At 65.7% G+C, this 23788-nt stretch carries 23 protein-coding genes; 14 read left to right on the top strand and 9 right to left on the bottom strand.

Translation table 11 applies throughout. The features are described from left to right. Nucleotides 1-129: 129 nt before the first annotated feature. Nucleotides 130-1179, top strand: a complete 1050-nt coding sequence (locus HZF03_RS14050) for an HWE histidine kinase domain-containing protein (protein ID WP_234832251.1) — start codon at nt 130-132, stop codon at nt 1177-1179. Between the two features lie 29 nt (nt 1180-1208). Here the strand turns inward: HZF03_RS14050 and HZF03_RS14055 are convergent, their stop codons facing one another. Beyond that, complete coding sequence (locus HZF03_RS14055; protein ID WP_119018741.1) at nt 1209-1955, bottom strand: SAM-dependent methyltransferase; 747 nt, start codon at nt 1953-1955, stop codon at nt 1209-1211. A 440-nt stretch (nt 1956-2395) separates the two neighbouring features. On the opposite strand from HZF03_RS14055, the gene HZF03_RS14060 reads away from it, so the two are divergent. The 6 genes from HZF03_RS14060 to mnhG are packed head-to-tail and all read left to right on the top strand — an operon-like array spanning nt 2396 to nt 8417. Beyond that, a complete protein-coding gene (locus HZF03_RS14060; protein ID WP_119018742.1) occupies nt 2396-5323 on the top strand; it encodes a monovalent cation/H+ antiporter subunit A in 2928 nt (975 codons plus the stop codon). Beyond that, nucleotides 5314-5655 (top strand): Na+/H+ antiporter subunit C, encoded by a 342-nt coding sequence (locus tag HZF03_RS14065; protein WP_011158341.1) that lies wholly within the window; start codon nt 5314-5316, stop codon nt 5653-5655. The genes HZF03_RS14060 and HZF03_RS14065 overlap by 10 nt, the downstream gene beginning before the upstream one ends. Next, nucleotides 5652-7286: a monovalent cation/H+ antiporter subunit D gene (locus HZF03_RS14070; protein ID WP_119018743.1), complete on the top strand. Its 1635-nt coding sequence runs from the start codon at nt 5652-5654 to the stop codon at nt 7284-7286. Before HZF03_RS14065 ends, HZF03_RS14070 begins: the two co-directional genes overlap by 4 nt. Next, on the top strand, nt 7283-7771 hold the full coding sequence (locus tag HZF03_RS14075; RefSeq protein ID WP_119018744.1) for a Na+/H+ antiporter subunit E: 489 nt from the start codon (nt 7283-7285) through the stop codon (nt 7769-7771). The genes HZF03_RS14070 and HZF03_RS14075 overlap by 4 nt, the downstream gene beginning before the upstream one ends. Beyond that, the gene (locus tag HZF03_RS14080; protein ID WP_011158344.1) at nt 7768-8049 is read left to right on the top strand and encodes a K+/H+ antiporter subunit F; all 282 of its coding nucleotides are present in this window, start codon (nt 7768-7770) and stop codon (nt 8047-8049) included. Before HZF03_RS14075 ends, HZF03_RS14080 begins: the two co-directional genes overlap by 4 nt. After that, nucleotides 8046-8417, top strand: a complete 372-nt coding sequence (mnhG, locus tag HZF03_RS14085) for a monovalent cation/H(+) antiporter subunit G (protein ID WP_012496254.1) — start codon at nt 8046-8048, stop codon at nt 8415-8417. The genes HZF03_RS14080 and mnhG overlap by 4 nt, the downstream gene beginning before the upstream one ends. A 24-nt stretch (nt 8418-8441) precedes the next feature. Here mnhG and HZF03_RS14090 read toward each other — a convergent pair whose 3' ends face one another. The 3 genes from HZF03_RS14090 to pdxR all read right to left on the bottom strand — a co-directional run bounded on the left by HZF03_RS14090 (nt 8442) and on the right by pdxR (nt 12193). Then, the gene (locus HZF03_RS14090) at nt 8442-9224 is read right to left on the bottom strand and encodes a YggS family pyridoxal phosphate-dependent enzyme (RefSeq protein ID WP_119018745.1); all 783 of its coding nucleotides are present in this window, start codon (nt 9222-9224) and stop codon (nt 8442-8444) included. A 20-nt stretch (nt 9225-9244) separates the two neighbouring features. Then, nucleotides 9245-10549, bottom strand: a complete 1305-nt coding sequence (locus tag HZF03_RS14095; RefSeq protein ID WP_119018746.1) for a serine hydroxymethyltransferase — start codon at nt 10547-10549, stop codon at nt 9245-9247. 153 nt (nt 10550-10702) lie between these two features. Further along, nucleotides 10703-12193, bottom strand: coding sequence for a MocR-like pyridoxine biosynthesis transcription factor PdxR (gene pdxR, locus HZF03_RS14100; RefSeq protein WP_119018747.1), 1491 nt, complete (start codon nt 12191-12193; stop codon nt 10703-10705). Nucleotides 12194-12300: 107 nt separating this feature from the next. Here pdxR and HZF03_RS14105 point away from each other — a divergent pair, with 107 nt between their 5' ends. Next, entirely contained in the window at nt 12301-13533 is a 1233-nt protein-coding gene (locus HZF03_RS14105; protein WP_119018748.1) for a benzoate/H(+) symporter BenE family transporter, read from the top strand. Further along, nucleotides 13530-14396 (top strand): pyridoxal kinase, encoded by an 867-nt coding sequence (pdxY, locus tag HZF03_RS14110; RefSeq protein ID WP_119018749.1) that lies wholly within the window; start codon nt 13530-13532, stop codon nt 14394-14396. The genes HZF03_RS14105 and pdxY overlap by 4 nt, the downstream gene beginning before the upstream one ends. Nucleotides 14397-14447: 51 nt before the next feature. On the opposite strand, the gene HZF03_RS14115 is transcribed toward pdxY, so the two are convergent. Together HZF03_RS14115 and HZF03_RS14120 are read right to left on the bottom strand one after the other, a co-directional pair. Next, nucleotides 14448-15356: a DUF3471 domain-containing protein gene (locus HZF03_RS14115; protein WP_237683288.1), complete on the bottom strand. Its 909-nt coding sequence runs from the start codon at nt 15354-15356 to the stop codon at nt 14448-14450. Between the two features lie 144 nt (nt 15357-15500). After that, nucleotides 15501-15998: a collagen-like protein gene (locus HZF03_RS14120; RefSeq protein ID WP_119018751.1), complete on the bottom strand. Its 498-nt coding sequence runs from the start codon at nt 15996-15998 to the stop codon at nt 15501-15503. 246 nt (nt 15999-16244) lie between these two features. Here HZF03_RS14120 and HZF03_RS14125 point away from each other — a divergent pair, with 246 nt between their 5' ends. After that, entirely contained in the window at nt 16245-18308 is a 2064-nt protein-coding gene (locus HZF03_RS14125; protein ID WP_119018752.1) for an ATP-dependent helicase, read from the top strand. 6 nt (nt 18309-18314) lie between these two features. Here the strand turns inward: HZF03_RS14125 and HZF03_RS14130 are convergent, their stop codons facing one another. Beyond that, a complete protein-coding gene (locus HZF03_RS14130; protein ID WP_012496262.1) occupies nt 18315-18638 on the bottom strand; it encodes a YdhR family protein in 324 nt (107 codons plus the stop codon). Between the two features lie 71 nt (nt 18639-18709). Continuing rightward, a complete protein-coding gene (locus tag HZF03_RS14135; RefSeq protein WP_119018753.1) occupies nt 18710-19447 on the bottom strand; it encodes a hypothetical protein in 738 nt (245 codons plus the stop codon). Between the two features lie 63 nt (nt 19448-19510). On the opposite strand from HZF03_RS14135, the gene nthA reads away from it, so the two are divergent. The 4 genes from nthA (at nt 19511) to HZF03_RS14155 (ending at nt 22481) form a co-directional block, all read left to right on the top strand. Next, nucleotides 19511-20149 (top strand): nitrile hydratase subunit alpha, encoded by a 639-nt coding sequence (gene nthA, locus HZF03_RS14140; protein WP_119018754.1) that lies wholly within the window; start codon nt 19511-19513, stop codon nt 20147-20149. Beyond that, a complete protein-coding gene (gene nthB, locus HZF03_RS14145; protein WP_119018755.1) occupies nt 20146-20802 on the top strand; it encodes a nitrile hydratase subunit beta in 657 nt (218 codons plus the stop codon). Before nthA ends, nthB begins: the two co-directional genes overlap by 4 nt. Beyond that, a complete protein-coding gene (locus tag HZF03_RS14150; protein WP_165858135.1) occupies nt 20802-21224 on the top strand; it encodes a nitrile hydratase accessory protein in 423 nt (140 codons plus the stop codon). The genes nthB and HZF03_RS14150 overlap by 1 nt, the downstream gene beginning before the upstream one ends. Before the next feature lie 150 nt (nt 21225-21374). Further along, nucleotides 21375-22481 carry a GNAT family N-acetyltransferase gene (locus HZF03_RS14155; protein WP_234832253.1) on the top strand — a complete coding sequence of 369 codons (1107 nt, stop codon included), beginning with the start codon at nt 21375-21377 and terminating at the stop codon, nt 22479-22481. Here the strand turns inward: HZF03_RS14155 and HZF03_RS14160 are convergent. Beyond that, nucleotides 22454-23746, bottom strand: a complete 1293-nt coding sequence (locus HZF03_RS14160; protein ID WP_119018758.1) for a serine hydrolase domain-containing protein — start codon at nt 23744-23746, stop codon at nt 22454-22456. The genes HZF03_RS14155 and HZF03_RS14160 overlap by 28 nt on opposite strands. Nucleotides 23747-23788 lie beyond the last annotated feature (42 nt).

The following is a 23788-nucleotide window of genomic DNA, read 5'->3' on the forward strand; positions in this document are numbered from 1 at the left end:
CCTCATAGTTCCTCAAGGATACGAAATCATCGCAAACGGTATCCGGTTGAATAACTCGGCGACAGCTGCCAGTTGAGGTGCTACCATTCTCGATTAGCGAATGGCGTCCCAACTGAAATGATGGTGGCGATGTCGAGTTTTGCGAACAAGTCCGAACATCAGAGGGTTGCGGAAGCGGAAATCGAGAGCTTTCGGAACGAGCTCGGGCCATTTGTTGTCGCCGCCGAGACGACGCGGATGGCGATGCTCTTCGCTGATGCCGAACGGTCGAATTGTCCGATTATTTTCGCAAACGATAGCCTTCTATCCCTGACGGGCTACGATCGCGACGAAGTCCTTGGACGAAGCTTAGCATCCATGCTGGTGCATGATGCTGATCGCGAGACGCTCGCGCAACTCGCAGGGAAGTTCGGAGGCACCTCCGACAAAGGCGTCGAGTTTCTGTGTCGCCGCAAGGATGACAGCGAGTTCTGGGCCGCCGTCTTCATTAGTCCCGTTCGCGATGAGGCTGGCACCGTCATCCAGTATTTTGCCTCGTTTGTCGATCTGACCAAGCACAAGGAGGACGAAGCCCGCTCCAAAATGCTGATCGACGAGCTGAATCATCGGGTCAAGAACGTTCTGGCGACCGTGCAGGCAATCGTCTGGCAGGCTTTGCGAACGTCGTCCGATCCCAAGACGATTCAGCAAGCAATCGAATCCAGGCTGGTCGCGCTGTCGAGGTCGCACGATCTCCTGACCCGTGAGAATTGGGAAAGCGCGGGCCTCCACGACATCATCGCGAACGCATTGGAGCCATTCGAGAGAGCCGACGGTCTTTCGGGGCGGATTTTCATCGCAGGCGACAACGTACGGTTTCCTCCGAAAGCCGCCTTGGCGCTGGGCATTGTCTTCAACGAACTCGCCACGAACGCCGTCAAGTACGGCGCCTTGTCGACCGACAATGGCGCGCTGCACATCGACTGGAAGACGGTGTCGTCGCCGGAAGGGCAGCGAGTCCTGCTTCAATGGCGGGAAGCCGGCGGTCCGGTCGTGGCAGCGCCCTCGCGCAAAGGTTTCGGTTCGCGCGTCATCGATCGCGTGCTCGCCCATGAGTTGGCTGGTGAGGTTCGGATGGACTTCCTCGCGGACGGATTGATCTGCTCGTGTTCACTTCTGGTCCCGAAGGACGCTGGCTGAACGAGCCGCCCCTGGCGAGCAACTTGGCGTCACCGCGCCATCAGCGCAAACACGCCCCAGCCCAGGTAATCGCGGCCATACCTGGCGTAGCGCTCCGGCGACGAGGTCAGCTCGGCGCGAACATCAGCGGCGAAGTCGTCGTCAGGATTGGCGTCCAGCCATCGGCGCATCGTGAGCCATTTTGCGGCCTCGTACCGGTCCCAACTGTCCTGGCTTGCCAGGACCATTTCGACGACGTCGTAATTCAGAGCGCCGAACGACGCGATCAGGTCTGGCAGCAGCAGGAAGTCGGAAATCGCACGAGCACGGCATCCCTGGGCGACCTCCTCGGTCGTCGGCAATTGCAGCCAGTAGGGCTCGCCGATCAGGATGATCCCTCCGTCTCGGAGGCTACGGGCCAGAAGCTCGATCGTGCCGCTGACGCCTCCGCCGATCCAGGTCGCCCCCACGCAGGCCGCCACCCCGACCGTCTCTCCGGCGACGTAGCCGGCAGCGTTGCCGTGAACGAAGGTGACCCGATCGGCGACGCCAAGCTCACGCGCGCGAAGCTTCGCTTGTTCGGAGAACAGCTGGCTCATATCGATACCAGTGCCAGTGATGCCGTAGTCGCGCGCCCAGGTACACAGCATCTCGCCCGAACCGCTGCCGAGATCGAGGACGCGGGTCCCCGGCTCCATCCGCAGCGATGACCCGAGCGCCGCGAGCTTCTCCGCCGTGAACGGATTGTGGATGCGATGCGCGCTTTCGCTGATGTTGAAGATCCGCGGAATGTCCACGCCAGAAGCTCCTTTGGTCGTTCGGTCTTAGACGCTGGCCCCTCGCCGCTGTCGGCGTCGCGGCACCAAGCCTCCATGTGCAGCGATCCGCGCGTGCGGGTCATTGAGCGACGTCACCGATCAGCAGATCCCGTGGACAGGTAGCAAGACCGAAAGTGGGGTAAAACGTCGCACCGACGACCGGCCGTCACAGCGAGAGATCGCAGGTGCCGTCTTCTTGCTGCCGCCGACGCCGCGAGCACGGGCGTGTCACGGGCTCGATCGCCAAGGGCTTCGTGCGACATTCGGCCCGGCCCTGACCGGCCCGGACTGTTCTTTGAGCGATCGACGCGGCTCATTGGCCTTGCCCCGAGGGCCTTCGAACCCCATAAAATGAATCGTGACGAAGAACGTTGCCGAAAGGGCTGCGGAACGACGAACAGGATTGGAAGGACCGAGGAATGCCGCAGAACGTCTATCTTCTCGCGGTGATCCTTCTCCCGTTCGCCGGCAGCCTGCTTGCGGCGCTGCTGCCGGCTAATGCGCGGAACGCAGAGGCTTGGCTGGCTGCCCTCGTCGCGCTCGGCTGTCTGGCGCTGCTGGTACTGCTGTATCCCGGCACCGAGACTGTGCCGATCCGTTATCAGCTCGAGTGGCTGCCGCAGTTCGGCCTGAACTTCACGTTGCGGCTGGACGGGTTCGCCTGGGCGTTCGCCTGTCTGATCACCGCGATCGGTGCTCTGGTCGTTCTGTACGCCCGCTACTACATGTCGCCGTCCGACCCGGTGCCGCGGTTCTTTTCCTTCCTGCAGGGCTTCATGGGCGCGATGCTGGGCATCGTGCTTTCCGGCAATCTGATCCAGCTGGTGTTCTTCTGGGAGCTCACCAGCCTGTTCTCGTTTCTGCTGATCGGCTACTGGCACCACAACGCCGCGGCGCGTGAGGGCGCGCGCGTGGCGCTGACCATCACCGGCACCGGCGGGCTGTGCCTGTTTGCGGGCGTCGTCGTACTCGGCCATATCGTCGGCAGCTACGACCTCGACGCCGTGCTGTCGGCTGGCGCCGAGGTCCGCGGCGACGCGCTGTACGTGCCGACGCTGATCCTGATCCTGCTCGGCGCGCTGACCAAGAGCGCGCAGTTTCCGTTCCACTTCTGGCTGCCGCGGGCGATGACGGCGCCGACGCCGGTCTCGGCCTATCTGCACTCCGCCACCATGGTGAAGGCCGGCGTATTCCTGCTGGTCCGGCTGTGGCCGGTGCTCGGCGGCACCAATGAATGGCTATGGATCGTCGGCACCACCGGCCTCGCCACTTTCATCGTCGGCGCCTACCTCGCGGTGTTCCAGCGCGACCTGAAGGGCCTTCTCGCCTACTCCACAATCAGCCATCTCGGCCTGATCACGCTGCTGATCGGCCTCGACCGGCCGCTGGCGCTGGTCGCGGCGATCTTCCACATCTTCAACCATGCCACCTTCAAGGCATCGCTGTTCATGGCGGCGGGCATCATCGATCACGAGACCGGTACGCGCGATCTGCGCCGGCTCAGCGGCCTCTGGAAGTTCATGCCGAAGACCGGCGCGCTGGCGATCGTCGCCGCCTCGGCGATGGCCGGCGTGCCGCTGCTGAACGGCTTCTTGTCCAAGGAGATGTTCTTCGCCGAGACGATCGAGACCCATGACGGTTCGATGCTCGACGACGCCTTGCCCTATATCGTCACCCTCGCCAGCATGTTCACGGTGGCGTATTCGCTGCGCTTCATCCGCGAGGTTTTCTTCGGCCCGCCGCCGGTCGATCTGCCCCGCACGCCGCACGAGCCGCCGCGCTGGATGCGGTTTCCGGTCGAGCTGCTGGTGCTGACCTGTCTGGTGGTCGGCATCGTTCCTTCGTTGACGATCGGGCCGTTCCTGCAGCTCGCGGTGCATGCGGTGCTCGGAGCCGCGACGCCGTATTACAGCCTCGCGGTCTGGCACGGCTTCAACTGGCCGCTGCTGATGAGTGTGATCGCGCTCGTCGGCGGTGTGCTGTTGTACCTGATGCTGCGCGAGCCGCTGCAGCAGGGGCTGACGAGCTCGCTGTTCGCCGGCCGGTTCAAGACCCAGCGGGTGTTCGACCTGGTGCTGGTGACCGTGTCGTGGCGCTGGGCGCGCGCGATCGAGCGGGTGTTCGGCACCCGCCGGCTGCAGCCGCAATTGCTGCTGCTGGTCTGCGTTGCGCTGATTGCGGCTGCGGTGCCGGTGCTGACGCGCGGTCTCAGCCTCGCGCCGGTCGCGCTCGGCGGCATCGATCCGGCGCTCGCCGTGGTGTGGTCCGTCGGCATCGCCTGCGCGCTCGGCGGCACCGCAGTCGCCAAATTCCATCGTCTGGCCGCCCTGATCCTGATCGGCGGATCGGGGCTGACGACCTGCCTCACCTTCGTCTGGTTCTCCGCACCCGATCTGGCGCTGACTCAGATCGGCGTCGAGATCGTCACGACCGTGCTGTTGCTGCTCGGGTTGCGCTGGCTGCCGAAGCAGCTCGAGACCGGCGAGATCACCGCCAACCGCAGCGTCCTCAAGCTCGTGCAGCGGATCCGCGACCTCGCGGTCGCTGCAACTGCCGGAATCGGCGTTGCGCTGCTGGCCTATGCGGTGATGACCCGCGCCGCGCCCGACAGCATCGCGCAATTCTTCATGCGCCACGCTTACGCGGACGGCGGCGGCACCAACGTCGTCAACGTCATTCTGGTCGACTTCCGCGGTTTCGATACGCTCGGCGAGATCACCGTGCTGGCGGTGGTGGCATTGACGGTGTTCGCCCTGCTCCGCCGCTTCCGCCCCGCCGCCGACAGCATCGACATCCCCGAGCAGCAGCGGCTGCAGGACGAGCACGACGATGCCGACGCCGATCGCCGCAAGGGCGACACCATCGCCGATTATCTGGCGGTGCCGGCGATGATCATGCAGCTGTTGTTTCCGTTCATCTTCATCGCCGCGATGTATCTGCTGTTGCGCGGCCATGATCAGCCCGGTGGCGGCTTCGTGGCCGGCATCGCGATGGCGGCGGCGCTGATCCTGCAATACATGGCGGGCGGCGCCCGCTGGATCGAAGCGCGGCTGCGCATCCATCCGCTGCGCTGGATCGCCATCGGGTTGCTGCTCGCGCTGTTCACCGGCGCTGCGGCGCTGCCGCTGGCCCGCCCGTTCCTCACCTCCGCCTTCGCCTATGCCGAGATCCCGTGGATCGGCAAGGTGCCGCTCGCCAGCGCGGCGCTGTTCGACCTCGGCGTGTTCTCGCTCGTGGTCGGCGCGACCGCGCTGATGCTGCTGGCCCTGGCGCACCAATCGATCCGCGGCCATCGCCGTCCCTCCGGCGGCCGTGCCGCAACGCCCGAGGTCAGCCGATGGAACTGATCGTCTCACTCGCCATCGCCGTGCTGACCGGCTCCGGGGTCTGGCTATTGCTGCGGCCGCGCACCTTCCAGGTGATCATCGGCTTGGCGCTGCTGTCCTATGCGGTGAACCTGTTCATCTTCAGCATGGGCCGGCTCAAGGTCGGGGCCGCGGCGGTGCTGGAGAAGGGGCAGATCGCCGATCCGCACGCGTTCGCCGATCCGCTGCCGCAGGCACTGGTGCTCACTGCCATCGTGATCAGCTTCGCCACCACGGCGCTGTTCCTGGTGGTGCTGCTTGCATCGCGCGGCCTTACCGGAAATGACCACGTCGACGGCCGGGACCACGAATGACGAGCTGGACCGACCATCTGATCATCCTGCCAATCCTGCTGCCGCTGTTCGTCGGCGCAGTGATGCTGCTGATCGACGAGCGCTATCAGCAGATCAAGGCGTTCGCCAATCTCGCCTCGATCGTGATGATGGGCATCATCGCGCTGCTCTTGATGCGCGCCGCGGATGTCACGACAGCGACCGGCACGGCGCCGATCGCGGTGTACAGGCTCGGCGACTGGCCGGCGCCATTCGCGATCGTGCTGGTGGCGGACCGGCTGTCGGCGCTGATGCTGGCGCTCACCAGCGTACTCGCCTTCGCGTCGACGATCTTCGCGACGGCGCGTTGGCACCGGGGCGGCGCGCATTTTCATTCGCTGATGCAGTTTCTGCTGATGGGTCTGAACGGCGCCTTCCTGACCGGCGACCTGTTCAACCTGTTCGTGTTCTTCGAACTGCTCCTGGCCGCGTCTTACGGCCTGGTGCTGCACGGCTCGGGGCAGGCGCGGGTGCGGGCCGGGCTGCAATACATCGCCATCAACCTCACCGCCTCGGTGCTGTTCCTGATCGGCGTCAGCCTGATCTACGCCGTCACCGGCACGCTCAATATGGCCGATCTGGCAATCCGGATTCCGCAGGTGCTGGCGCAGGACCGAGCTCTGCTGGAAGCAGGTGCTGCCATCCTCGGCGTCGCATTCATGGTCAAGGCCGGGATGTGGCCGCTGTGCTTCTGGCTGCCGACGACCTACGCGGCCGCGGCGGCGCCGGTCGCGGCGATCTTCGCGATCATGAGCAAGGTCGGCATCTACATCCTGCTGCGGCTGTCGCTGTTGTTCTTCGGCGTCGGCAGCGGCGCTTCGGCGCTGTTCGGCAGCGAGTGGCTGGTCGCCGCCGGCATCGCCACCATCCTGTTCGGGTTGATCGGCGCGCTGGCGTCGCAGGAAATCTCGCGGCTCGCCGGCTACGCCGTGCTGGTGTCGTCCGGCACGGTCCTGGCGGTCGCGGCCGCTGCTGGCACAGCCGCCGTGACAGCCTCGGCGCTGTTCTATCTGGTCAGCTCGACGCTGGCGATTGCCGCGTTCTTCATGCTGATCGAGTTGCTCGAACGCGGTCGCGATCCCGGCGCCGACATGCTGGCGGTGACGCGCGAGGCCTATGGCGAGGACATGCCGGACGATCCGGACGCCGAGGAGGTCGGGATGGTCATCCCGGCGTCGATGGCGATCCTCGGCTGGTGCTTCGTCGGCTGTGCGGCGGTGATCGCAGGCCTGCCGCCGGTGTCCGGCTTCATCGCCAAATTCTCGATGCTGACCGCCCTGCTCAGCGGCGACACCGGCAGCAGCATCACGCCGCTGCACTGGACCTTGCTGGCGCTGCTGATGCTGTCGGGGCTGACGATGCTGATCGCCATGACCCGCGCCGGCATTCGCACGCTCTGGTCGCCGACCGAACGCGCCGATCCGCGGATTCGCCTTGCGGAGATCGTTCCGATCGCACTCCTGCTCCTCGGCTGCGCGGCGATGACCGTGCAGCCGCAGGCCGCGATGACCTACATGCAGGGCGCGGCGAAATCGTTGCACACGCCAGCCGCCTATATCGACAGCGTGCTGGCCCCGGCGCAGACGCGGGTGAAGCTCGGAGGCGGCTCATGAGCAGGGTGTTGCCATTCCCGCTGATCTCGCTGTGCCTGCTGGCGATGTGGCTGTGGCTCAGCCAGAGCATCGCGCTCGGGCCCATCCTGCTCGGCAGCCTGTTCGCGCTGATCGGCGGTTGGCTATTGAGCCTGCTGCAATCGGACTCCGACCGCGTGCGCAATCCGGGCGCGATCATCCGGCTGACCGGCCTGGTGCTGATCGACGTGGTGCGGTCGAACATCGCGGTCGCCAGCATCATCCTCGGCGGTCAGCGCGACAACATCACCTCCGGTTTCGTCGACATCCCGCTCCAGCTGCGCAGCCGGCAGGGCCTTGCGGTGCTGGCCTGCATTATCACCTCGACGCCCGGCACGCTGTGGGTGAACTTCACCCGGGAGACCGGCGTGCTGCAGCTCCACGTGCTCGATCTGGTCGACGAGAGCGAGTGGATCGACCGCATCAAGGGCCGCTACGAGCGTCTGCTGTTGGAGATCTTCGAATGAGCAGTGTGGTGCTGACCTGGTCGGTCGTGATTGCGCAGGTGATGCTCGCCCTCGCCATGGCCTGCGCGGCCTATCGAATGCTGGTCGGCCCCCGCGCCCAGGACCGCGTGCTGGGGCTGGACACCCTCTATGTCAACGCCATGCTGCTGATGCTGACCGTCGGTATCCGCACCGGCACCGACGTGTATTTCGAAGCGGCGCTGGTCATCGCCCTGCTCGGCTTCGTCGGGACCGTGGCCCTGTCGAAATTCCTGATGCGCGGCGAGGTGATCGAATGACCCACGCGGCGGATCTTCCGGCCTGGGCGGCATGGATCGTGGCTCTGCTGCTGTTGCTCGGCGCCGGCATCACGCTGATCGGCTCGCTCGGGCTGTTGCGGCTGCGCGGCTTCTACCAGCGCGCCCACGCGCCGACGCTGGGGACCACGCTCGGCACCGCCTTCATCATCGGCGCGTCGATGTTGTGCTTCTCGCTGCTGCAGATGCGCCCGCTGTTGCACGAGGTGCTGATCCTCGGCTTCGTCACCATCACCACCCCGGTGACGCTGATGCTGCTGGTCCGAGCCGCCCTATTCCGCGACACCGCGGAGGGCCGGATTGAGGACCACGGCCCACACGGCGGGCCGCAGCCAAGCAACGACGAGTAGCCCTGACAGATTGATCTTCAGGATCTATCGGTCGACGCTTGCGTGTGGCCAGTAGAACCTGTCGGTGGTCGGCCGAGCGCCAAAGATCGCCTGTCCGACCCGCACCACGGTCGCCCCCTCCTCGATCGCGATCTCGAAATCACCCGACATGCCCATCGACAATTCGGTCAGGTCGGGATGAACCCGTATCGCGCGATCCCGCAGCTCCCGCAGCAGCCGGAAGCAGCCGCGGACGCGTCCGGTCTCGGCACTGAAGATCGCCAGCGTCATCAGACCGCGTGGCTTCAGCCGCGGATAGTCGGACAGACGCTCGATGAAGGGAACGAGGTCGCAGGGAGCAAGACCGTACTTGCTCGCCTCGCCTGAGGTGTTGACCTGCACGAACACGTCGAGATCGCGTCCCTCCGCATCCAGCCGACGATTGAGTTCATCGGCGAGCCGCAGACTGTCGAGTGCATGGAATTCAGCCGCAAACCGAACGAGGTACTTCACCTTATTGGTCTGAAGGTGGCCGATGATCGACCAGCGGATCGGCAGATCCGCCAGGATGTCGCGCTTGTCGCGGGCCTCCTGTAGCTTGTTTTCGCCAAATTCTGAGATCCCGGCCGCATAGGCCCGGCGAAGCACACCGGCCGGCACGGTCTTCGTGACAGGCAAAAGACGCACCTCACCGTCGCTTCGCCCGCAGCGATGGCAAGCGGCCGAGATCTGCTCCCGAACCGACGTCAGGTTCGCCGCAAAGGCCGCGGCGGGATCGGCGCCGAAACGGGCGATCTCGTCCGGCAAGAGGTCGGGACTGGCAGGCATCGTGACACGAATACTCCTGATCAGTAAGGGAGCGGAAAGCTCGCGGCCAGCCGCCGAACGCTCTTGTTGATCTCTTGCCGCGCTGCATCCAGCGTCCCGGCGCGGACGGCGTGGAGCGTTTCGAGGACAAGCCCGGCAATCTCGCGATACTGATCCGCGCCGAAGCCGCGGGACGTGCCGGCAGCCGTTCCCACACGGATGCCCGACGTCACCATTGGCTTCTCCGGATCGTTCGGGATCGCGTTCTTGTTGAGCGTGATCCCCACCGACTCCAAGGCCTGCTCGGCGATATTACCGGTCACTCCGAATGGCCGCAGATCGACAACGGCGAGATGGCAATCGGTGCCGCCCGAGGTGATCGTCAGCCCGCCATCCGCGAGCGCTTGCACCAGCACGCGGCAATTCTCGACGACGGCCTGCGCATAGGCTCCGAACTCCGGTTGCTGCGCCTCGCCAAAAGCGACGGCCTTCGCGGCGATCACATGCATCAGCGGGCCACCCTGAAGCCCGGGGAACGTCGCTGAATTGATCTTCTTGGCGATGTTCGCATCGTTGGTCAGAACGAACCCGCCGCGCGGCCCGCGAAGCGTCTTGTGTGTCGTCGAGGTAACGACATCGGCAAACGGAACAGGCGACGGATAAACGCCTCCGGCCACGAGCCCGGCGAAGTGGGCCATGTCGACCATCAGGATCGCTTCAACCTCGTCGGCGATCTGGCGGAAGCGGCCGAAATCGATGATCCGCGGATAGGCCGACCCGCCAGCAATCAGCAGCCTTGGGCGATGCTGGCGCGCCTGTGCCGCCACCTGATCCATGTCGATGCGATGAGTCTCGGGGTCTACGCCGTAGCTGACGGCCTTGAACCAGCGGCCGGACATGTTGACCGGCGCCCCATGGGTCAGATGGCCGCCGGCCTTCAAATCCAGGCCGAGGATCGTATCGCCGGGTGCGAGCAATGCGAGAAACACCGCCTGATTGGCCTGGCTTCCCGAATGCGGCTGGACGTTGGCGTAGGCGCTGCCGAACAGCTGATTGACACGGGCGATCGCCAGATCCTCGATCGCGTCGACATTCGCGCAACCGCCGTAGTAGCGACGGTGCGGATAGCCTTCGGCATATTTGTTGGTCAGTACCGATCCCTGCGCGTCAAGAACCGCCCGGCTGACAAAATTCTCCGAGGCGATCAGCTCGATCGAGTCACGCTGGCGGGCTTCTTCATCGGCGATCGCGGCCGCGACAGCGTGATCAGCCGCGACTAGGCCGGCGGCGCTCACGCCCGGGTTTGCGATGGTGTGGACGGCGTGCGGCGCAACGGATGGACCCATGGCTGATCTCCTTGATGCCGACGACTTGCCGCGCGCATCAGAAGACACGTGCTGCGTCGGTCACCAGGATCTAGCACGGGCGTGGTCTGGTCATCCCCTCCACTTCCGGCACTAAGACCAAACCAATTGATCGCAGCGGGACGCGGCGCCGGCTTAGGATTTCGCAGCCGCCCGAAGCGCTTTGGCGAGCTTCCTCACGGCGCCTTCGATCTCGAGCGGCGTGTACGCAGCAAAGCCCATCAGGAAGCCGGCCTCCCCGTCGCGCGCGTGATGCAATCCAGACAGACCGAGCAACTCGATCCCGACACGCTGCGCGGCGTCGACAGCGACACGCTCCGCAAGGTCGCAGGTCAGCACGCAGGGAAGTTGTAGGCCGCCGACCGGAACGCGCGGCTCGACGAATCCAGACAGATATTTGCGGACGAGGCGGACGAGGACATCCAGGCGCTGGGCATAGACGCCGCGCATCGTGCGAACATGCGCGCCGAAATGTCCGCCCTCCATGAACCGGGCCAGCGTCAGTTGCGCCATCGAGGCGCTGTGACCATCCAGCAGCGTGCGCGCGACCGTCATCGGCTTCACGAGCTGCGGCGGCAAGACGACGTAGCCGATCCGCAAGCCCGGAAACAGCGATTTGGTGAAGGTGCCGATGTAGACGGTCCGGTCGTGCGGATCGAGACCTTGCACGCAAGCGGTCGGCTTGCCGGCGTAGTGGAATTCGCTGTCGTAATCGTCTTCGATGATCCAGGTCTGATGTCGCGCCGCCCATTCAATCAATGCGAGGCGGCGATCCAGCGCCAGCGTCGCGCCGGTCGGAAACTGGTGAGAGGGCGTGAGGAACACCGCCTTGGCCCGGCGCGGCTGGGCCGTGATCTGGTCGACGACGAGGCCCTGACGGTCGACCGGAATCGGAACGCACTCCAGACCTGCGGCATCGAACGCTTTGCGCGCGCCGTAATAGGCCGGATCTTCGATGAAGACACGATCGCCGGGATCGAGCAGCATATTCGCGCACAGCGACAGCGCCTGCTGCGAACTGGTGAGCACCAGAACCCGATCCGCCGAGGCGCGGGCGCCGCGTTCGAGGTTGACGTAGTCGGCAATGGCGCGGCGTAGCGGCTCGGTGCCCTGCGGATCGCAGTGTAGCAGGGTCTGCGCGCCCAGCTCCTTGCGGACTTGGCGTTCCAGTCGCTCCCACAGCGGAAGCGGAAACGTCCGCGCTTCCGGCACACCGTGGACGAACGGCCTCGGCAACAACTGCTCGCGAATGCCGCCGCTGCCGAACATCGCGGTCCCGCGCTTGCTGAGCTTCGGCGCCTGGCTGCGCAGCAGCGCGTCCCGCTGCGACAGGCGGCGGCCCGGCGCGAACTCCGTCACCTCCGCGACGAAGCTGCCGCTCCCCACACGCCGCTCGATGAAGCCCTCGGCATGCAGTTGGCCATAGGCGACCTCGATCGTATCGCGCGACACGCCAAGCGATTGAGCAAGCGCACGCGAGGCGGGCAGCGGCTTGCCTGCCCCCAGCACACCGTCGACGATCAGTTGACGGATGGCGCGCTGAACCCGTGCGTGCAACGGCATCGCCGCGTGGGCCGGATGCGCCACCCAGGCTTTGACGGATTCGAGCTGCGAGTGTTTGAACAAATGGTCTGCCTTTGGGGCGGATAATGGAGGGGCATATCAGGCCACCGGGCGGCTAAATGTCAATGCATCCATCTCTCGCCTCGCCCCAGCAGAAGATTGTCAGCCGCATGTCGTCCCGCCCTCCGCCGTCCCCGGTCCGCCTCGGCGACCTCACCCACCCGATCATCGCCGGCCTGATTTCTGTGATCGTCAACTACGGCGGCACGTTCATCCTGGTGTTTCAGGCCGCCAAGATCGCCGGCCTCAGTCCTGAGCTCACGGCATCGTGGGTCTGGTCGATTTCGATCGGCGTCGGACTAACCGGACTATTCCTGAGCCTCCGCTATCGCGAGCCGATCATCACCGCGTGGTCGACGCCAGCGGCGGCGTTCCTGGTTACAGCTCTGGCGACGACGCCGTATGCAGAGGCGATCGGCGCCTACACGATTTCGGCGGCGGCGTTCGTGGTGCTCGGCCTGTCCGGCTATTTCGAAAAGGTGATCCGTCTGATCCCGCCCGGGATCGCCTCGGGTTTGCTGGCCGGCATTCTGCTGCAGTTCGGCATCGGAGCTTTCGGCGGTGCCAGCGTCGATCCGTGGCTGGTCGGCCTGCTGATCGCCGCCTATGTCGCGTTGAAGCGATTTTCCGCGCGCTACGCCGTGGTCGGCATTCTGCTGCTCGGACTCGCGTTCCTGCTGACGCAAGGCCGTGTCGATTTGTCAGGCCTCAAGCTGGTCTTCGCGGCCCCGGTGTTCAGCATGCCGGAGTTTTCGCTCAACGCGCTATTGTCGGTGGCGTTGCCGCTGTTCCTGATCACGCTCACCGGTCAATACATGCCGGGAATGCTGGTGCTACGGAACGACGGGTTCAAGACCAGCGCCAATCCGATCGTGACCGTCACCGGTTTGGGTTCGCTCATCATGGCGCCGTTCGGCTCGCATGCTTTCAACATCGCGGCGATCACGGCGGCGATCGCCACCGGCCGGGAGGCTCACGAAGACCCTTCCAAGAGATGGATTGCCGGCATCGCGGCGGGCTGTTTCTATGTGCTGGTCGGCGTGTTCGGCGTCACGCTCGCTGCTGTTTTCATGGCATTTCCAGCCACCTTCATCACCACCCTCGCCGGTCTCGCCCTGCTCGGCACCATCGGCGGCAGCCTTGCCGGGGCGATGGCAGACCCGAGCTCGCGCGAGGCGGCATTGATCACGTTCCTGGCGTCGGCCGCCAACATCAAGCTGCTCGGCATAGGCGGCGCATTCTGGGGCCTGCTGATCGGTGGACTCGCCTATGTTGTGCTCAACGGCCGGATGCCTTATCGCGCGACCACGGATCGCCGAGCGACTGAGGCGGCCGCGAAATGAACCACGAGACAGCGCCGATGACGACTTCTATCATCTCGATCCAAAGCCAGGTCGTGCACGGCCACGTCGGCAACAGCGCTGCCGTGCTGCCGATGCAGGCGCACGGGCTGAACGTGGCGGCGGTGCCGACGACGCTGCTCTCCAATCATCCGGGCCTCGGGAGCACGCGCGGCCGGGTGTTGGACGCCGAACTGGTCGGCGAATTGCTGCGCGGGATCGAAGAACGCGGGCTGATCGAGACCAGCCGCTACATCGTGTCCGGCTATCTTGGCTCCCGCGCCAACGGCGAGGTGGTGGCTGCCTTCGTCAAGCGAGCCCGACAACTCAATCCCGCCATCACCTATATCTGCGATCCGGTGATGGGAGATTCCCATGTCGGGGTGTTCGTGCCCGATCCGGTTGCCGCGTGCATCTGCAACGAACTCGTCCCGCTCGCTGATCTGCTGACGCCCAACCATTTCGAGGCCGGACTGATCGCGGGCCACCCGCTGGCGACATGGCCCGAGCTCGAGGCCGCGGTCGACAAGATGCTGGCTTGGCGGGGCGCCCGTGTCGTCGTCACCAGTTGCAGGCTGGCAGATACGCCCGACGACTCGCTGGAGAACATCGTGGTCGAGGGCGGGACCTCGACCCGACTGCCCTCGCCCCGCCTGGAGCTAGCGGCGGCGGGGACGGGCGATCTCTACACCGGCCTTCTCACCGCTGGGCTCGCCCGCAATCTCCCTCTCGTCGATGCGGCCCGACGCGCCGCCGCCATTGTGCTCGACGTGTTGAAGCGCACCATGGCCGCCGGCGAACGCGAAATGCAGCTTGCCAGCGTCATCGACGCACTGAACCCCGCCCTGGGCCAGCCCACTCGATAACGCCGGATAATCCATCATCGAACGGCACTTCGGGGTGCCGGCGATCGAACACTAAAGCCCCGGCGCGACCCACGCGGTCGAAATCGCACCGCGACCATCGAGGCCTATCCGCCAGTACAGCGGCCGCCGCTCGTGCTGCACCAGATAGACATCAACGCCGCCGTTGCCGACGCCGACAAACCCGACCGAACGAACCGCTCCGGCCTCGCCGATCTCCTCGTGCAACTTTGCCAGTTGCTGTCTGGTGGCGTTGGCCAGCGCTTCCGTCATCTCGTCGTAGCACGGCTGACCACTGCGGATTCCGTCGATAAGTCGGCGCAGCGCGTCTTCCGTGCCGGCGCTCGGCCGATGACTGGTCAGTTTCTCAGCGAGCTGCTGTTCGATGCGCCGAGCCTCGTCCGCATTGATACGCGGCATCGGAATATCGAGGCCGTTCTGATGTAGCACCAGCGATTGTGCCACGCCCGAAGCATCCGTCACGAAGCTGATCTGGGCGTCGACGACCTTGGCAAAGAACCGCGTCGGGCTGTCCGCGAACAGCGGCACGCCCGGCTGCCCGCTCAGTCGCGACACCAGCCGTCCGCTTTCGCGGCTGATCGTCATCACGCCCTGATTGGCGAGCTCGTAGAAGCCGACGTAGCGATCCAGGATTGCGGCATCGAGCCGAACTTCCTCGCGCCCGGAGCTTCGCGTCGGCTCCCCGGCGGACTGAACCGCAGCCGACAGCACATTCCAGTTCTGGCAGCCCAGAACCTTGGCGATCAGCTCCAGACTCTCACTTCGGGTGAGTTCGGCTTTCGGCTTGATGGCCTCGCGCAGCGTCTGCACCATGGCCTTTGCGTCGCGGAAATCGCGCATCATGAACCCTCTGCAGGGCGAACTGATCAGGTCAGATGCTTGCGTTACTGACTCCGTTCGCCTCGGCAAAGGGGGCAAGGGTCGCTCCGATACGTTCACCATTCCCCCGACGGGGCGCAAGCGGCGGGTCGTATCCACCCGCGACAACACTGGCGCGCGCCTGACTCGATGTCAAACGTCGGCGCAGCGTCGCACGATAGCGGCCGCGCGGCGCGATGCCGCGGGCCGGATCGTATCAGCGTTCGGTCAGTTCTTCGGCGCGGCTTCGCCAGCTTCACCCTTCGGGCCGGCGGGGCCGGTGGCGCCTGAGGGACCAGACGGGCCGGCAGGGCCCGCGGGACCGGCAGGACCAGCATCACCCTTCGAACCGGCGGGACCCGCCGGGCCTGCAGGACCAGCGGGGCCGGCCGGGCCAGGGGCGCCTGCAGCGCCCGCTTCACCCTTCGGACCACGCGGTCCGCAATTGGCAACGAGCAGGCCGGTCAAGGTTTCGGTGCCCGACTTCAGGTCGAGCTTGCAAGTCTCGGGGGCGTCCGACAGCGAGAATTTGAAACGGCGCGATGACGAGCTCTTGGCCTTGTCGCCTGTGCCGACGACCTCGACCTCCTGGCCGGCCTTGGTGGTCTTGCCGGTGATCACCAGCTTGCCGCTCTCGATCGCCAGCGTGTCGATCTCCAGCGCCGAGGCTGCGCCGGAGGTCATCGCCAGGATCGCGGCTCCGACCAGAATGGATCGTCTTGCCATCAACTTCTCCCCACCTGTTGCAGTGACGCTTGCGCGTCGTGTCCATCGCCAAGGCGGCCGCCCGCGGTCGCCACAACCGAGGATAGCCGAATGAATGGCGGAGCATAGCCGGGGCAGCGCGACATTTTTGCTACGGAGCGCACAGTCCGCCGTGGACACCGGCGTGCGAACACCAGCGCCACGCCGGGATTGCGAACAAAGCAGGAATCTGGGAGCGTCCATCCTTCACCCGACAGGCGCTGATTCGTGTCCTTGCCCGCTCCGATCCTCGATGGCCTCAATCCCGAGCAGCGCTGCGCCGTCGAGCACGGCGCGGGGCCGGCGCCCTGCCCGCCGCTACTCGTGATCGCCGGCGCCGGCAGCGGTAAGACCAACACGCTGGCGCACCGGGTTGCGCATCTCGTCGTCGGCGGTGCCGACCCGTATCGCATCCTGCTGATGACGTTCTCGCGCCGCGCTGCCGCCGAGATGACCCGCCGGGTCGAGCGGATCGCCCGCAAGGTGCTCGGCGACCGCTCATCGGCGCTGAGCGGCGGCCTGCACTGGGCCGGCACCTTCCACGGCATCGGCGCCCGGCTGCTGCGCGACTATGCCGAGCGGATCGGGCTCGATCCAGGTTTCACCATCCACGATCGGGAAGACTCTGCCGATCTGATGAACCTGGTCCGCCACGACCTCGGCTTCTCCAGGACCGACAGCCGGTTTCCGGCCAAGGCGACTTGCCTGTCGATCTACTCGCGCTGCGTCAATGCCGGCCAGCCGCTCGATGTCGTGCTCGGCGCCAACTACCCGTGGTGCGCCGGCTGGGCCGCCGAGCTGAAGCAACTATTCGCGGCCTATGTCGAAGCCAAGCAACGCCACAACGTGCTCGATTACGACGACCTGCTGCTGTACTGGGCGCAGGTGATGGAGGAGCCGGCTTTCGCCGAAGAGATCAGCGGCCGGTTCGATCACGTGCTGGTGGACGAGTATCAGGACACGAACGCCCTGCAGGCGCGGGTGCTACTGGCGCTCAAGCCCAACGGCGCCGGATTGACCGTGGTCGGCGACGACGCGCAGGCGATCTACTCGTTCCGCGCCGCCACGGTGCGCAACATCCTCGACTTCCCGAAGGCCTTCGATCCGCCCGCTCGCGTCGTCACGCTGGACCGCAACTATCGCTCGACCCAGGCGATCCTGTCGGCCGCCAATGGCGTGATCGATCTGGCACGCGAGCGTTTCACCAAGAACCTATGGACCGATCGGGCCGAAGGTTCGCGGCCGCTGCTGGTCGGCGTCCGCGACGAAGCCGATCAGGCGCGCTACATCGTCGAGCGGGTGCTCGATGCCCGCGAGGGCGGCGCGACGCTGAAGCAGCAGGCGGTGCTGTTCCGCACCTCGTCGCATTCCGCTCCGCTGGAGCTCGAGCTGACCCGGCGCAACATCCCGTTCGTCAAATTCGGCGGGCTGAAGTTTCTCGACGCCGCGCACGTCAAGGACATGCTGGCGCTGCTGCGCTTCGTGCAGAACCCGCGCGACCGCGTCGCCGGATTCCGGGTGATGCTGCTGATGCAGGGCGTCGGCCCGGCGTCGGCGCAGAAGGCGCTGGATGCAATGACGGCCGCGGCCGACCCGCTCGGCGCCCTCACCGCGCTGCCCGCCCCGCCGCGCGCCGCCGCCGACTGGCGCGGCTTCGTCGCGGCGGTACAGGAGCTGCGCAGCGGCGATGCCGGCTGGCCGACCGAACTTGAGCGCGCGCTGATCTGGTACGCGCCGCATCTCGATCGCATCCACGAGGACGCCGAAACCCGCAGGGCCGACCTCGTGCAGCTCGCGCAGATCGCCTCGGGCTATCCGTCGCGCGAGCGCTTCCTCACCGAATTGACGCTCGATCCGCCGGACGCGACGTCCGATCAGGCCGGCGTGCCGACGCTCGACGACGACTATCTGATCCTGTCGACGATCCATTCCGCCAAAGGCCAGGAATGGAAGCAGGTGTTCGTGCTCAACGTCGTCGATGGCTGCATGCCGTCCGACCTCGGCACCGGTACCTCGGCCGAGATCGAGGAAGAGCGCCGCCTGCTCTATGTGGCGATGACGCGGGCGAAAGACGATCTGCACCTGGTGGTGCCACAGCGGTTCTTCACCCACGGCCAGAACGCCCAAGGCGACCGCCACGTCTATGCGGCCCGCACCCGGTTCATTCCCGAGCGGCTGCTGCCGCTGTTCGAACGCACCAGCTGGCCGCGCGTCACGCCCGAAGCCGCAGCGGCGGCGCAGCGCGGTCCGCGTATCGACATCAACTCGCGGATGCGGCGGATGTGGACCTGACCGTGATCACGCCGCCGCGCTGGTGGTGATGGTGCCGCCGTCGGCGTTGTCGACGATCACCGGGCTGTCGAACCAGCTCATCACCGGCTCGGCGCCGTACAATGCTGCGACGCGGGCGCGCCATTCGCCGCCATACACGGCTTCGGCGGCCTCGCGGTTCTCCCACAGATAGATGCCTCCGGCGGTCGTGCCGTCCTCGGAGCGAATGTAATATTTGCGGATCAGGCCCGGCAGCTTCTGGTATTTCGGCGCGCTGCTCTCGAACCGCTTCTTTGCCTCCTCCAGGCTGATCGGCGTCGCCATGTGAAACTGCACGACGGTGGTGATCATCGGAACCTCCTCGGATTTTTCCGGCATCTTAGCGCAATCGGCGCCGCGCTGTCTCTGCCTGGCGCGGCCGGCTATTCGAACGCTTCTGGAAACCGCACCGTGGTGCCGAGCGTGATCCAGCGGGCATTTTCGCCGGTGATGTTGTGGCCGACGATCAGGTCCATCGAAAAGATCTCGTTGGGCCGCCAGCGCACGCCGGCCTGTGCGCGCGGCCGGATCTTGCCGGCACTGTCGTCGGGAGCGCCGGATAGACCGAAGCCCTCCAGCGTCAGTTGCAGCGTGTCGGTGAACTTCCAGTCGAAGCCGACGCCGTAGCTGAGATAGTGCTGGTCGATCACCCGATCCCAGAGCCAGCCGGCGTTGAGGTTGACCCGCATTGTCTCGGACAGCCGGTAGGTCGCCGGCAGCGTCACGAACGCCACCGTGTTGTTGCCGCTGGCCGCATCGTAGGAGCCGCCGGCCTCGATCGCGAGACCGAACCGGCCGATCGCGGTCGGGACCAGTACGGTCTTGAGCTTCGGCGACAGTGTCGTGCTCCAGTCGCCGTCGGCGCGGGCCCGGTTCGCCTGCAGCGTCAGCTCGAACGGGCGGCCGAGATCGACCACGCAGGATGGGTTCGCGACCGCAGAAAAGTCGGTGTTGGTGGCGCGCGACCACCAGCTTTCCAGCTTGCACGAACCGAGCTCGGAAATGTCGGTGGCATCGACCGCATAGGCGCCGTTCGCCGCACAGGCTTCGCCCGACAGCAGAAGGGCGAGCCCAAGCACGGCGAGCAACAGAAAGGTCAGGGCGCGGGCCAACGGAAGCATGGAACCAGCCTTAGCAGACGGCCGGCTCGACAGCTTCCGCGACTTCCGCCTATCCTCAACTTCATGGCCGACCATGAGCATCATCACCACGACCACGATCACGACCATTCCGACTTGTCGGAGACCGAGCTGCGGGTGCGCGCGCTCGAAACCATCCTCACCGAGAAGGGCTATGTCGATCCCGCCGCACTCGATGAGCTGATCGAGACCTACGAGACCAAGGTCGGCCCGCGCAACGGCGCCCAAGTGGTCGCCAAGGCCTGGAGCGATCCGGCGTATCGCGAGCGGCTGCTGCACGACGCCACCGCGGCGATCGCGGAGCTCGGCTACACCGGCCGCCAGGGCGAACACATCGTCGCGGTCGAGAATACGCCGGCCACCCACAACATGGTCGTGTGCACGCTGTGCTCCTGCTACCCGTGGCCGGTGCTCGGCCTACCGCCGGTCTGGTACAAATCGGCGCCGTATCGATCGCGCGTGGTCAAGGAGCCGCGCGCGGTGCTAGCCGAATTCGGCGTGACGCTGCCGCAGGACACGGCGATCCGGGTGTGGGATTCGACCGCCGAGATCCGTTACCTGGTGATTCCGATGCGCCCAGACGGCAGCGACGATCTCAGCGAAGGTCAGCTCGCCGACCTCGTCACTCGCGACAGCATGATCGGCACAGGCCTTGCTCGCACGCCTGCAGAGATCACGGCATGAACGGCGCACACGACATGGGCGGCATGGACGGGTTCGGGCCAATTGTGATTGAGGCCAATGAGCCGTTGTTTCACGCCGCATGGGAGCGCCGCGCCTTCGCGCTGACGCTGGCGATGGGACGGCCCGGTGGCTGGAACATCGACATGTCGCGGTTCGCCCGCGAGAACCGCGCGCCGATCGATTATCTCTCGAAGAGCTACTATCAGCTCTGGCTCGCTGGCCTCGAAGTGCTGATGGCCGAGCGCGGCCTCGTCACCGCCGACGAGATCGCCGCGGGTCGCCCGCTGCATCCGCGCAGGGACGTCCAGGTGCTGACCGCTGCGGACGTTACGCCGATGCTGGCACGCGGCGCACCAACCGAACGCGACGCTGCGGCCCCTGCCCGGTTCGGCGTCGGCGATCGCGTCCGTGCCAAGGACCTGCATCCACGAACCCATATCCGCCTGCCGCGCTACGTGCGCGGCCGGATCGGCACCATCGAACTGGTACACGGCGCGCACGTGTTTCCGGACAGCCACGCGCATGGCGGCGGCGAGCAGCCGCAATGGCTTTACACGGTGGCGTTCGAGGCACGCGAATTGTGGGGCGACGATGCCGACCCGACATCGCGTGTCTCGGTCGATGCCTGGGACTCCTATCTGGAGCGCGCGTGATGAGCAGCCAGTCCGAGGCTGCGGCGATCGCCGCGCACAGCGTGCCGGGCCTGCCGCGCGACGATGACGGCCCGGTATTCCGCGAGCCCTGGGAAGCCCATGCGTTTGCGATGGCGGTGACGCTGCATGGCCGCGGCCTGTTCACCTGGCCAGAATGGGCGGCGGCGCTCTCCGCCGAGATCCGCCGAGCCCAAGCTGACGGCGATCCCGACTGCGGCGACACCTATTATCGCCATTGGCTCGCGACGCTGGAACAGATGGTCGCAACCAAGGGTGTCGCCAGCCTCGAGACCCAGCATCGGTACCGCGACGCCTGGGACCGCGCCGCCGATCGCACGCCGCACGGCCGTCCGATCGAGCTGCAGCCGGGGGATTTTCCACAGTCAGAGGCGTTTTCGGCGGCAGAGTCACCGCCGCGTTAACGCTGATGCGACAAGTTTGGTCGGTGCGTCACTGACGTCAACGAGAACCGAACCGATCGGCGTTAATCTGCAGCCTGCCGACAGATCGCGGATGGCGAGGCTGCGGCGGCAGTGAGTTGGGTGATGGCGCAGATCGATTTTGATCGACCAATGCGATGGACGGCAAATGCCGCCGGCCGCTATCTTGCCGAAGCAACCTGCGACTCCGAACTGTTCCTGCAGCGCGCCGCCGCGCTCGGCCCCTCCGCGGCGATCACCCCGTTTCAGTCTCCCGACTGGCTGAGCACCTGGTTGAAGTTGCTCGGGCCTTCCGTGGCCGCCGAGCCGCTGTTGATTACCGTGCGCGACAGCTTCCGCGACGAGATCGCGATGCTGCTGCCGCTGGTGGTCCGCCGGGTGTGTGGCGTGGCCCTGGTCGAATTCGCCGACCTCTCAGTGTCGGACTACAACGTGCCCCTGCTCGGCCCCGCTGCGCCGTCGACGCCGGAAGCGGCTGCGGCGGCTTTCGAAGCCGCGTTGGCGGCGATGCCAGACGTCGACGTGGTGCGTCTGTGCAACCTGCCGCTGACCGCGGGCGGCAAGGTCAATCCGTTGGCGCTGCTGGCGTCGACCCCGTCCTCAACAGTGCGCAATGTCACCACGCTGCCGCGCTCGTGGGACGATTATCTCGAGTCGCGTCCGCGCAAATTCCGCAAGGCGCTACGCCAGCATCATCGCGCGCTCGACGCGCTCGGCGGCGTGCGGGTTCGGATGATGACCTCGCCGGGCGACGACACCGCACATCTGTTCGGCAAGCTCGATCAGTTTCAGCGCGCGCGGATCGCCGCGCTCGGCAAGCGCTATGTACTCGACCGACCGGCCTATGCGCGGTTCTATCGCGAGGTGTTTTCGCGCGGACAGGCGATGCTGTCGGTGATGGAATCCAGCGACTCTGTGGTTGCGGTCGCCTACAGCCTGCTGCATCGACAGAGCTGCACGACGGTGCGGCTCGCGCACGCCGGCGCAGAATGGAACCGCGGATCGCCCGGAATCGTGCTGGCGAGCGAGATCATCCGCTGGCTGATCGACAGCGGCATCGAACAATTCGATCTCGGCGCCGGAGGCTACGACTACAAGAAGCAGCTCGGCTGCGAGCCGCAGCCGCTTATGGTTTTGGATAAGGCGCTGACGCTGAAAGGCCGAATGGCACTGTCGGCGTGGTCGACCTATACGGGCGGTCGCTCGCTGGTTCAGTCGTTGACGGCGAAGGCGTCGTAAACCAGCTTCTTGAACTCCGGTACCACGCGGCCGCGTTCAGTCTCGGTCTGCTGCATCAGGACGTAAATCATGTCGAGCGACGGATCGACGCCGAAATAGGTGCCACTGCCGCTGTCCCATTTCAGTTCGCCGATCGAGCCAGGCGCGGGCGGGGTTGCCTCCCCCGACTCGACCCGCACTGCTAGACCGTAGCCGTAGCCGAACCCATCGCCGGGAAAATAGAAGTAGTCGCGCTCGACGCCGGAGCCCGGGCCGATCTGGTCGGTGGTCATCGCCTTGAACGCCGCAGCGCTGAGATAACGGCGGCCGTCGAGCACGCCGCCTTCGAGCAGCATCTGGGCGAACCGCGCATAGTCGGTGACGGTCGACAGCAGGCCGCCGCCACCCGATTGCCATTCCGGATGCGCGCCGCGCTGCCGCTCGGCATCGGCCAGTACGGTATCGGTGGGGAACACCGCGGCCATCCGCGCTTGCTCCGCCTCGGTTCGCAGCACAAAGCTGGTGCTGGTCATGCCGAGCGGATCGAACAGCCGCTGCTTGAGGAAATCGTACAGTGGCTCGCCCGACACGATCTCGATGACGCGGCCGAGCACGTCAGTCGAATGGCCGTAGCGCCACAGCGTGCCGGGCTGGCGCGCCAACGGCAAACGGGCGATCCGTTCCGCGAACTCGGCGTTGTCGAATCGGCCGGCGAATAGATTCGCCTGCTGATACGCTGCCATAATCAGTTCGCCGCCGATATATTCGTAAGTAATCCCCGAGGTGTGGCGCAGCAGGTCTTCGATCGTCACCAGCCGATCGGGATCGACCAGCCTCAGTGCCGGCTTACCGTCTTCGACAGTCTCGATCCCAACCTTTACGCGTGCAAACGACGGAATGTACTTCGACAGTGGATCTTGCAATTCCAGTCGCCGCTCGTCGATCAGCATCATCGCCGCGACACTGGTGATCGGCTTGGTCATCGAATGCAGCGCGAAGATCGTGTCCGGCGTCATCCGGTGCTGCCGCGCGGCAGTACGCCAGCCGAAGCACTGCAGGTAAACCGGCCTGCCGTGCTGTTGGATCAGCACTACGGCACCCGGCAGCTTCCCCGCAGCAACTTGATGTTCGAAGAAAGCGCTGAGCCGCGCCAGCTTCTCGGGCTTGGGAGTAGCCGCCGCGCTCGCGGGCGCCGCTGTTGCGGCCCGCACAGCAGGCATCGTCAGCGTCACGCCGATGGCTTGGAGAACTTGACGACGGCTGATCGAAACGAAGGGAGGCGGCATGGCAAGACTGTCCGTAGCGTCGAGACGCCAGCCTTAGCATGC

The organism is Rhodopseudomonas palustris (genome assembly GCF_013415845.1).
Taxonomy (GTDB): Bacteria; Pseudomonadota; Alphaproteobacteria; order Rhizobiales; family Xanthobacteraceae; genus Rhodopseudomonas; species Rhodopseudomonas palustris_F.

Excerpts from the sequence above, each read along its gene's own strand:
- HZF03_RS14105 (WP_119018748.1), top strand. The coding sequence starts at position 12,301 with ATGTCGTCCCGCCCTCCGCCGTCCCCGGTCCGCCTCGGCGACCTCACC.
- HZF03_RS14075 (WP_119018744.1), top strand. The coding sequence starts at position 7,283 with ATGAGCAGGGTGTTGCCATTCCCGCTGATCTCGCTGTGCCTGCTGGCG.
- HZF03_RS14130 (WP_012496262.1), bottom strand. The coding sequence starts at position 18,638 with ATGATCACCACCGTCGTGCAGTTTCACATGGCGACGCCGATCAGCCTG.
- HZF03_RS14080 (WP_011158344.1), top strand. The coding sequence starts at position 7,768 with ATGAGCAGTGTGGTGCTGACCTGGTCGGTCGTGATTGCGCAGGTGATG.
- HZF03_RS14070 (WP_119018743.1), top strand. The coding sequence starts at position 5,652 with ATGACGAGCTGGACCGACCATCTGATCATCCTGCCAATCCTGCTGCCG.
- HZF03_RS14050 (WP_234832251.1), top strand. The coding sequence starts at position 130 with ATGTCGAGTTTTGCGAACAAGTCCGAACATCAGAGGGTTGCGGAAGCG.
- nthA (WP_119018754.1), top strand. The coding sequence starts at position 19,511 with ATGGCCGACCATGAGCATCATCACCACGACCACGATCACGACCATTCC.
- HZF03_RS14135 (WP_119018753.1), bottom strand. The coding sequence starts at position 19,447 with ATGCTTCCGTTGGCCCGCGCCCTGACCTTTCTGTTGCTCGCCGTGCTT.
- mnhG (WP_012496254.1), top strand. The coding sequence starts at position 8,046 with ATGACCCACGCGGCGGATCTTCCGGCCTGGGCGGCATGGATCGTGGCT.
- pdxY (WP_119018749.1), top strand. The coding sequence starts at position 13,530 with ATGAACCACGAGACAGCGCCGATGACGACTTCTATCATCTCGATCCAA.
- HZF03_RS14115 (WP_237683288.1), bottom strand. The coding sequence starts at position 15,356 with ATGGTGAACGTATCGGAGCGACCCTTGCCCCCTTTGCCGAGGCGAACG.
- HZF03_RS14120 (WP_119018751.1), bottom strand. The coding sequence starts at position 15,998 with ATGGCAAGACGATCCATTCTGGTCGGAGCCGCGATCCTGGCGATGACC.
- nthB (WP_119018755.1), top strand. The coding sequence starts at position 20,146 with ATGAACGGCGCACACGACATGGGCGGCATGGACGGGTTCGGGCCAATT.
- HZF03_RS14090 (WP_119018745.1), bottom strand. The coding sequence starts at position 9,224 with ATGCCTGCCAGTCCCGACCTCTTGCCGGACGAGATCGCCCGTTTCGGC.
- HZF03_RS14150 (WP_165858135.1), top strand. The coding sequence starts at position 20,802 with ATGAGCAGCCAGTCCGAGGCTGCGGCGATCGCCGCGCACAGCGTGCCG.
- HZF03_RS14065 (WP_011158341.1), top strand. The coding sequence starts at position 5,314 with ATGGAACTGATCGTCTCACTCGCCATCGCCGTGCTGACCGGCTCCGGG.
- HZF03_RS14095 (WP_119018746.1), bottom strand. The coding sequence starts at position 10,549 with ATGGGTCCATCCGTTGCGCCGCACGCCGTCCACACCATCGCAAACCCG.
- HZF03_RS14155 (WP_234832253.1), top strand. The coding sequence starts at position 21,375 with ATGCGATGGACGGCAAATGCCGCCGGCCGCTATCTTGCCGAAGCAACC.
- HZF03_RS14160 (WP_119018758.1), bottom strand. The coding sequence starts at position 23,746 with ATGCCGCCTCCCTTCGTTTCGATCAGCCGTCGTCAAGTTCTCCAAGCC.
- HZF03_RS14060 (WP_119018742.1), top strand. The coding sequence starts at position 2,396 with ATGCCGCAGAACGTCTATCTTCTCGCGGTGATCCTTCTCCCGTTCGCC.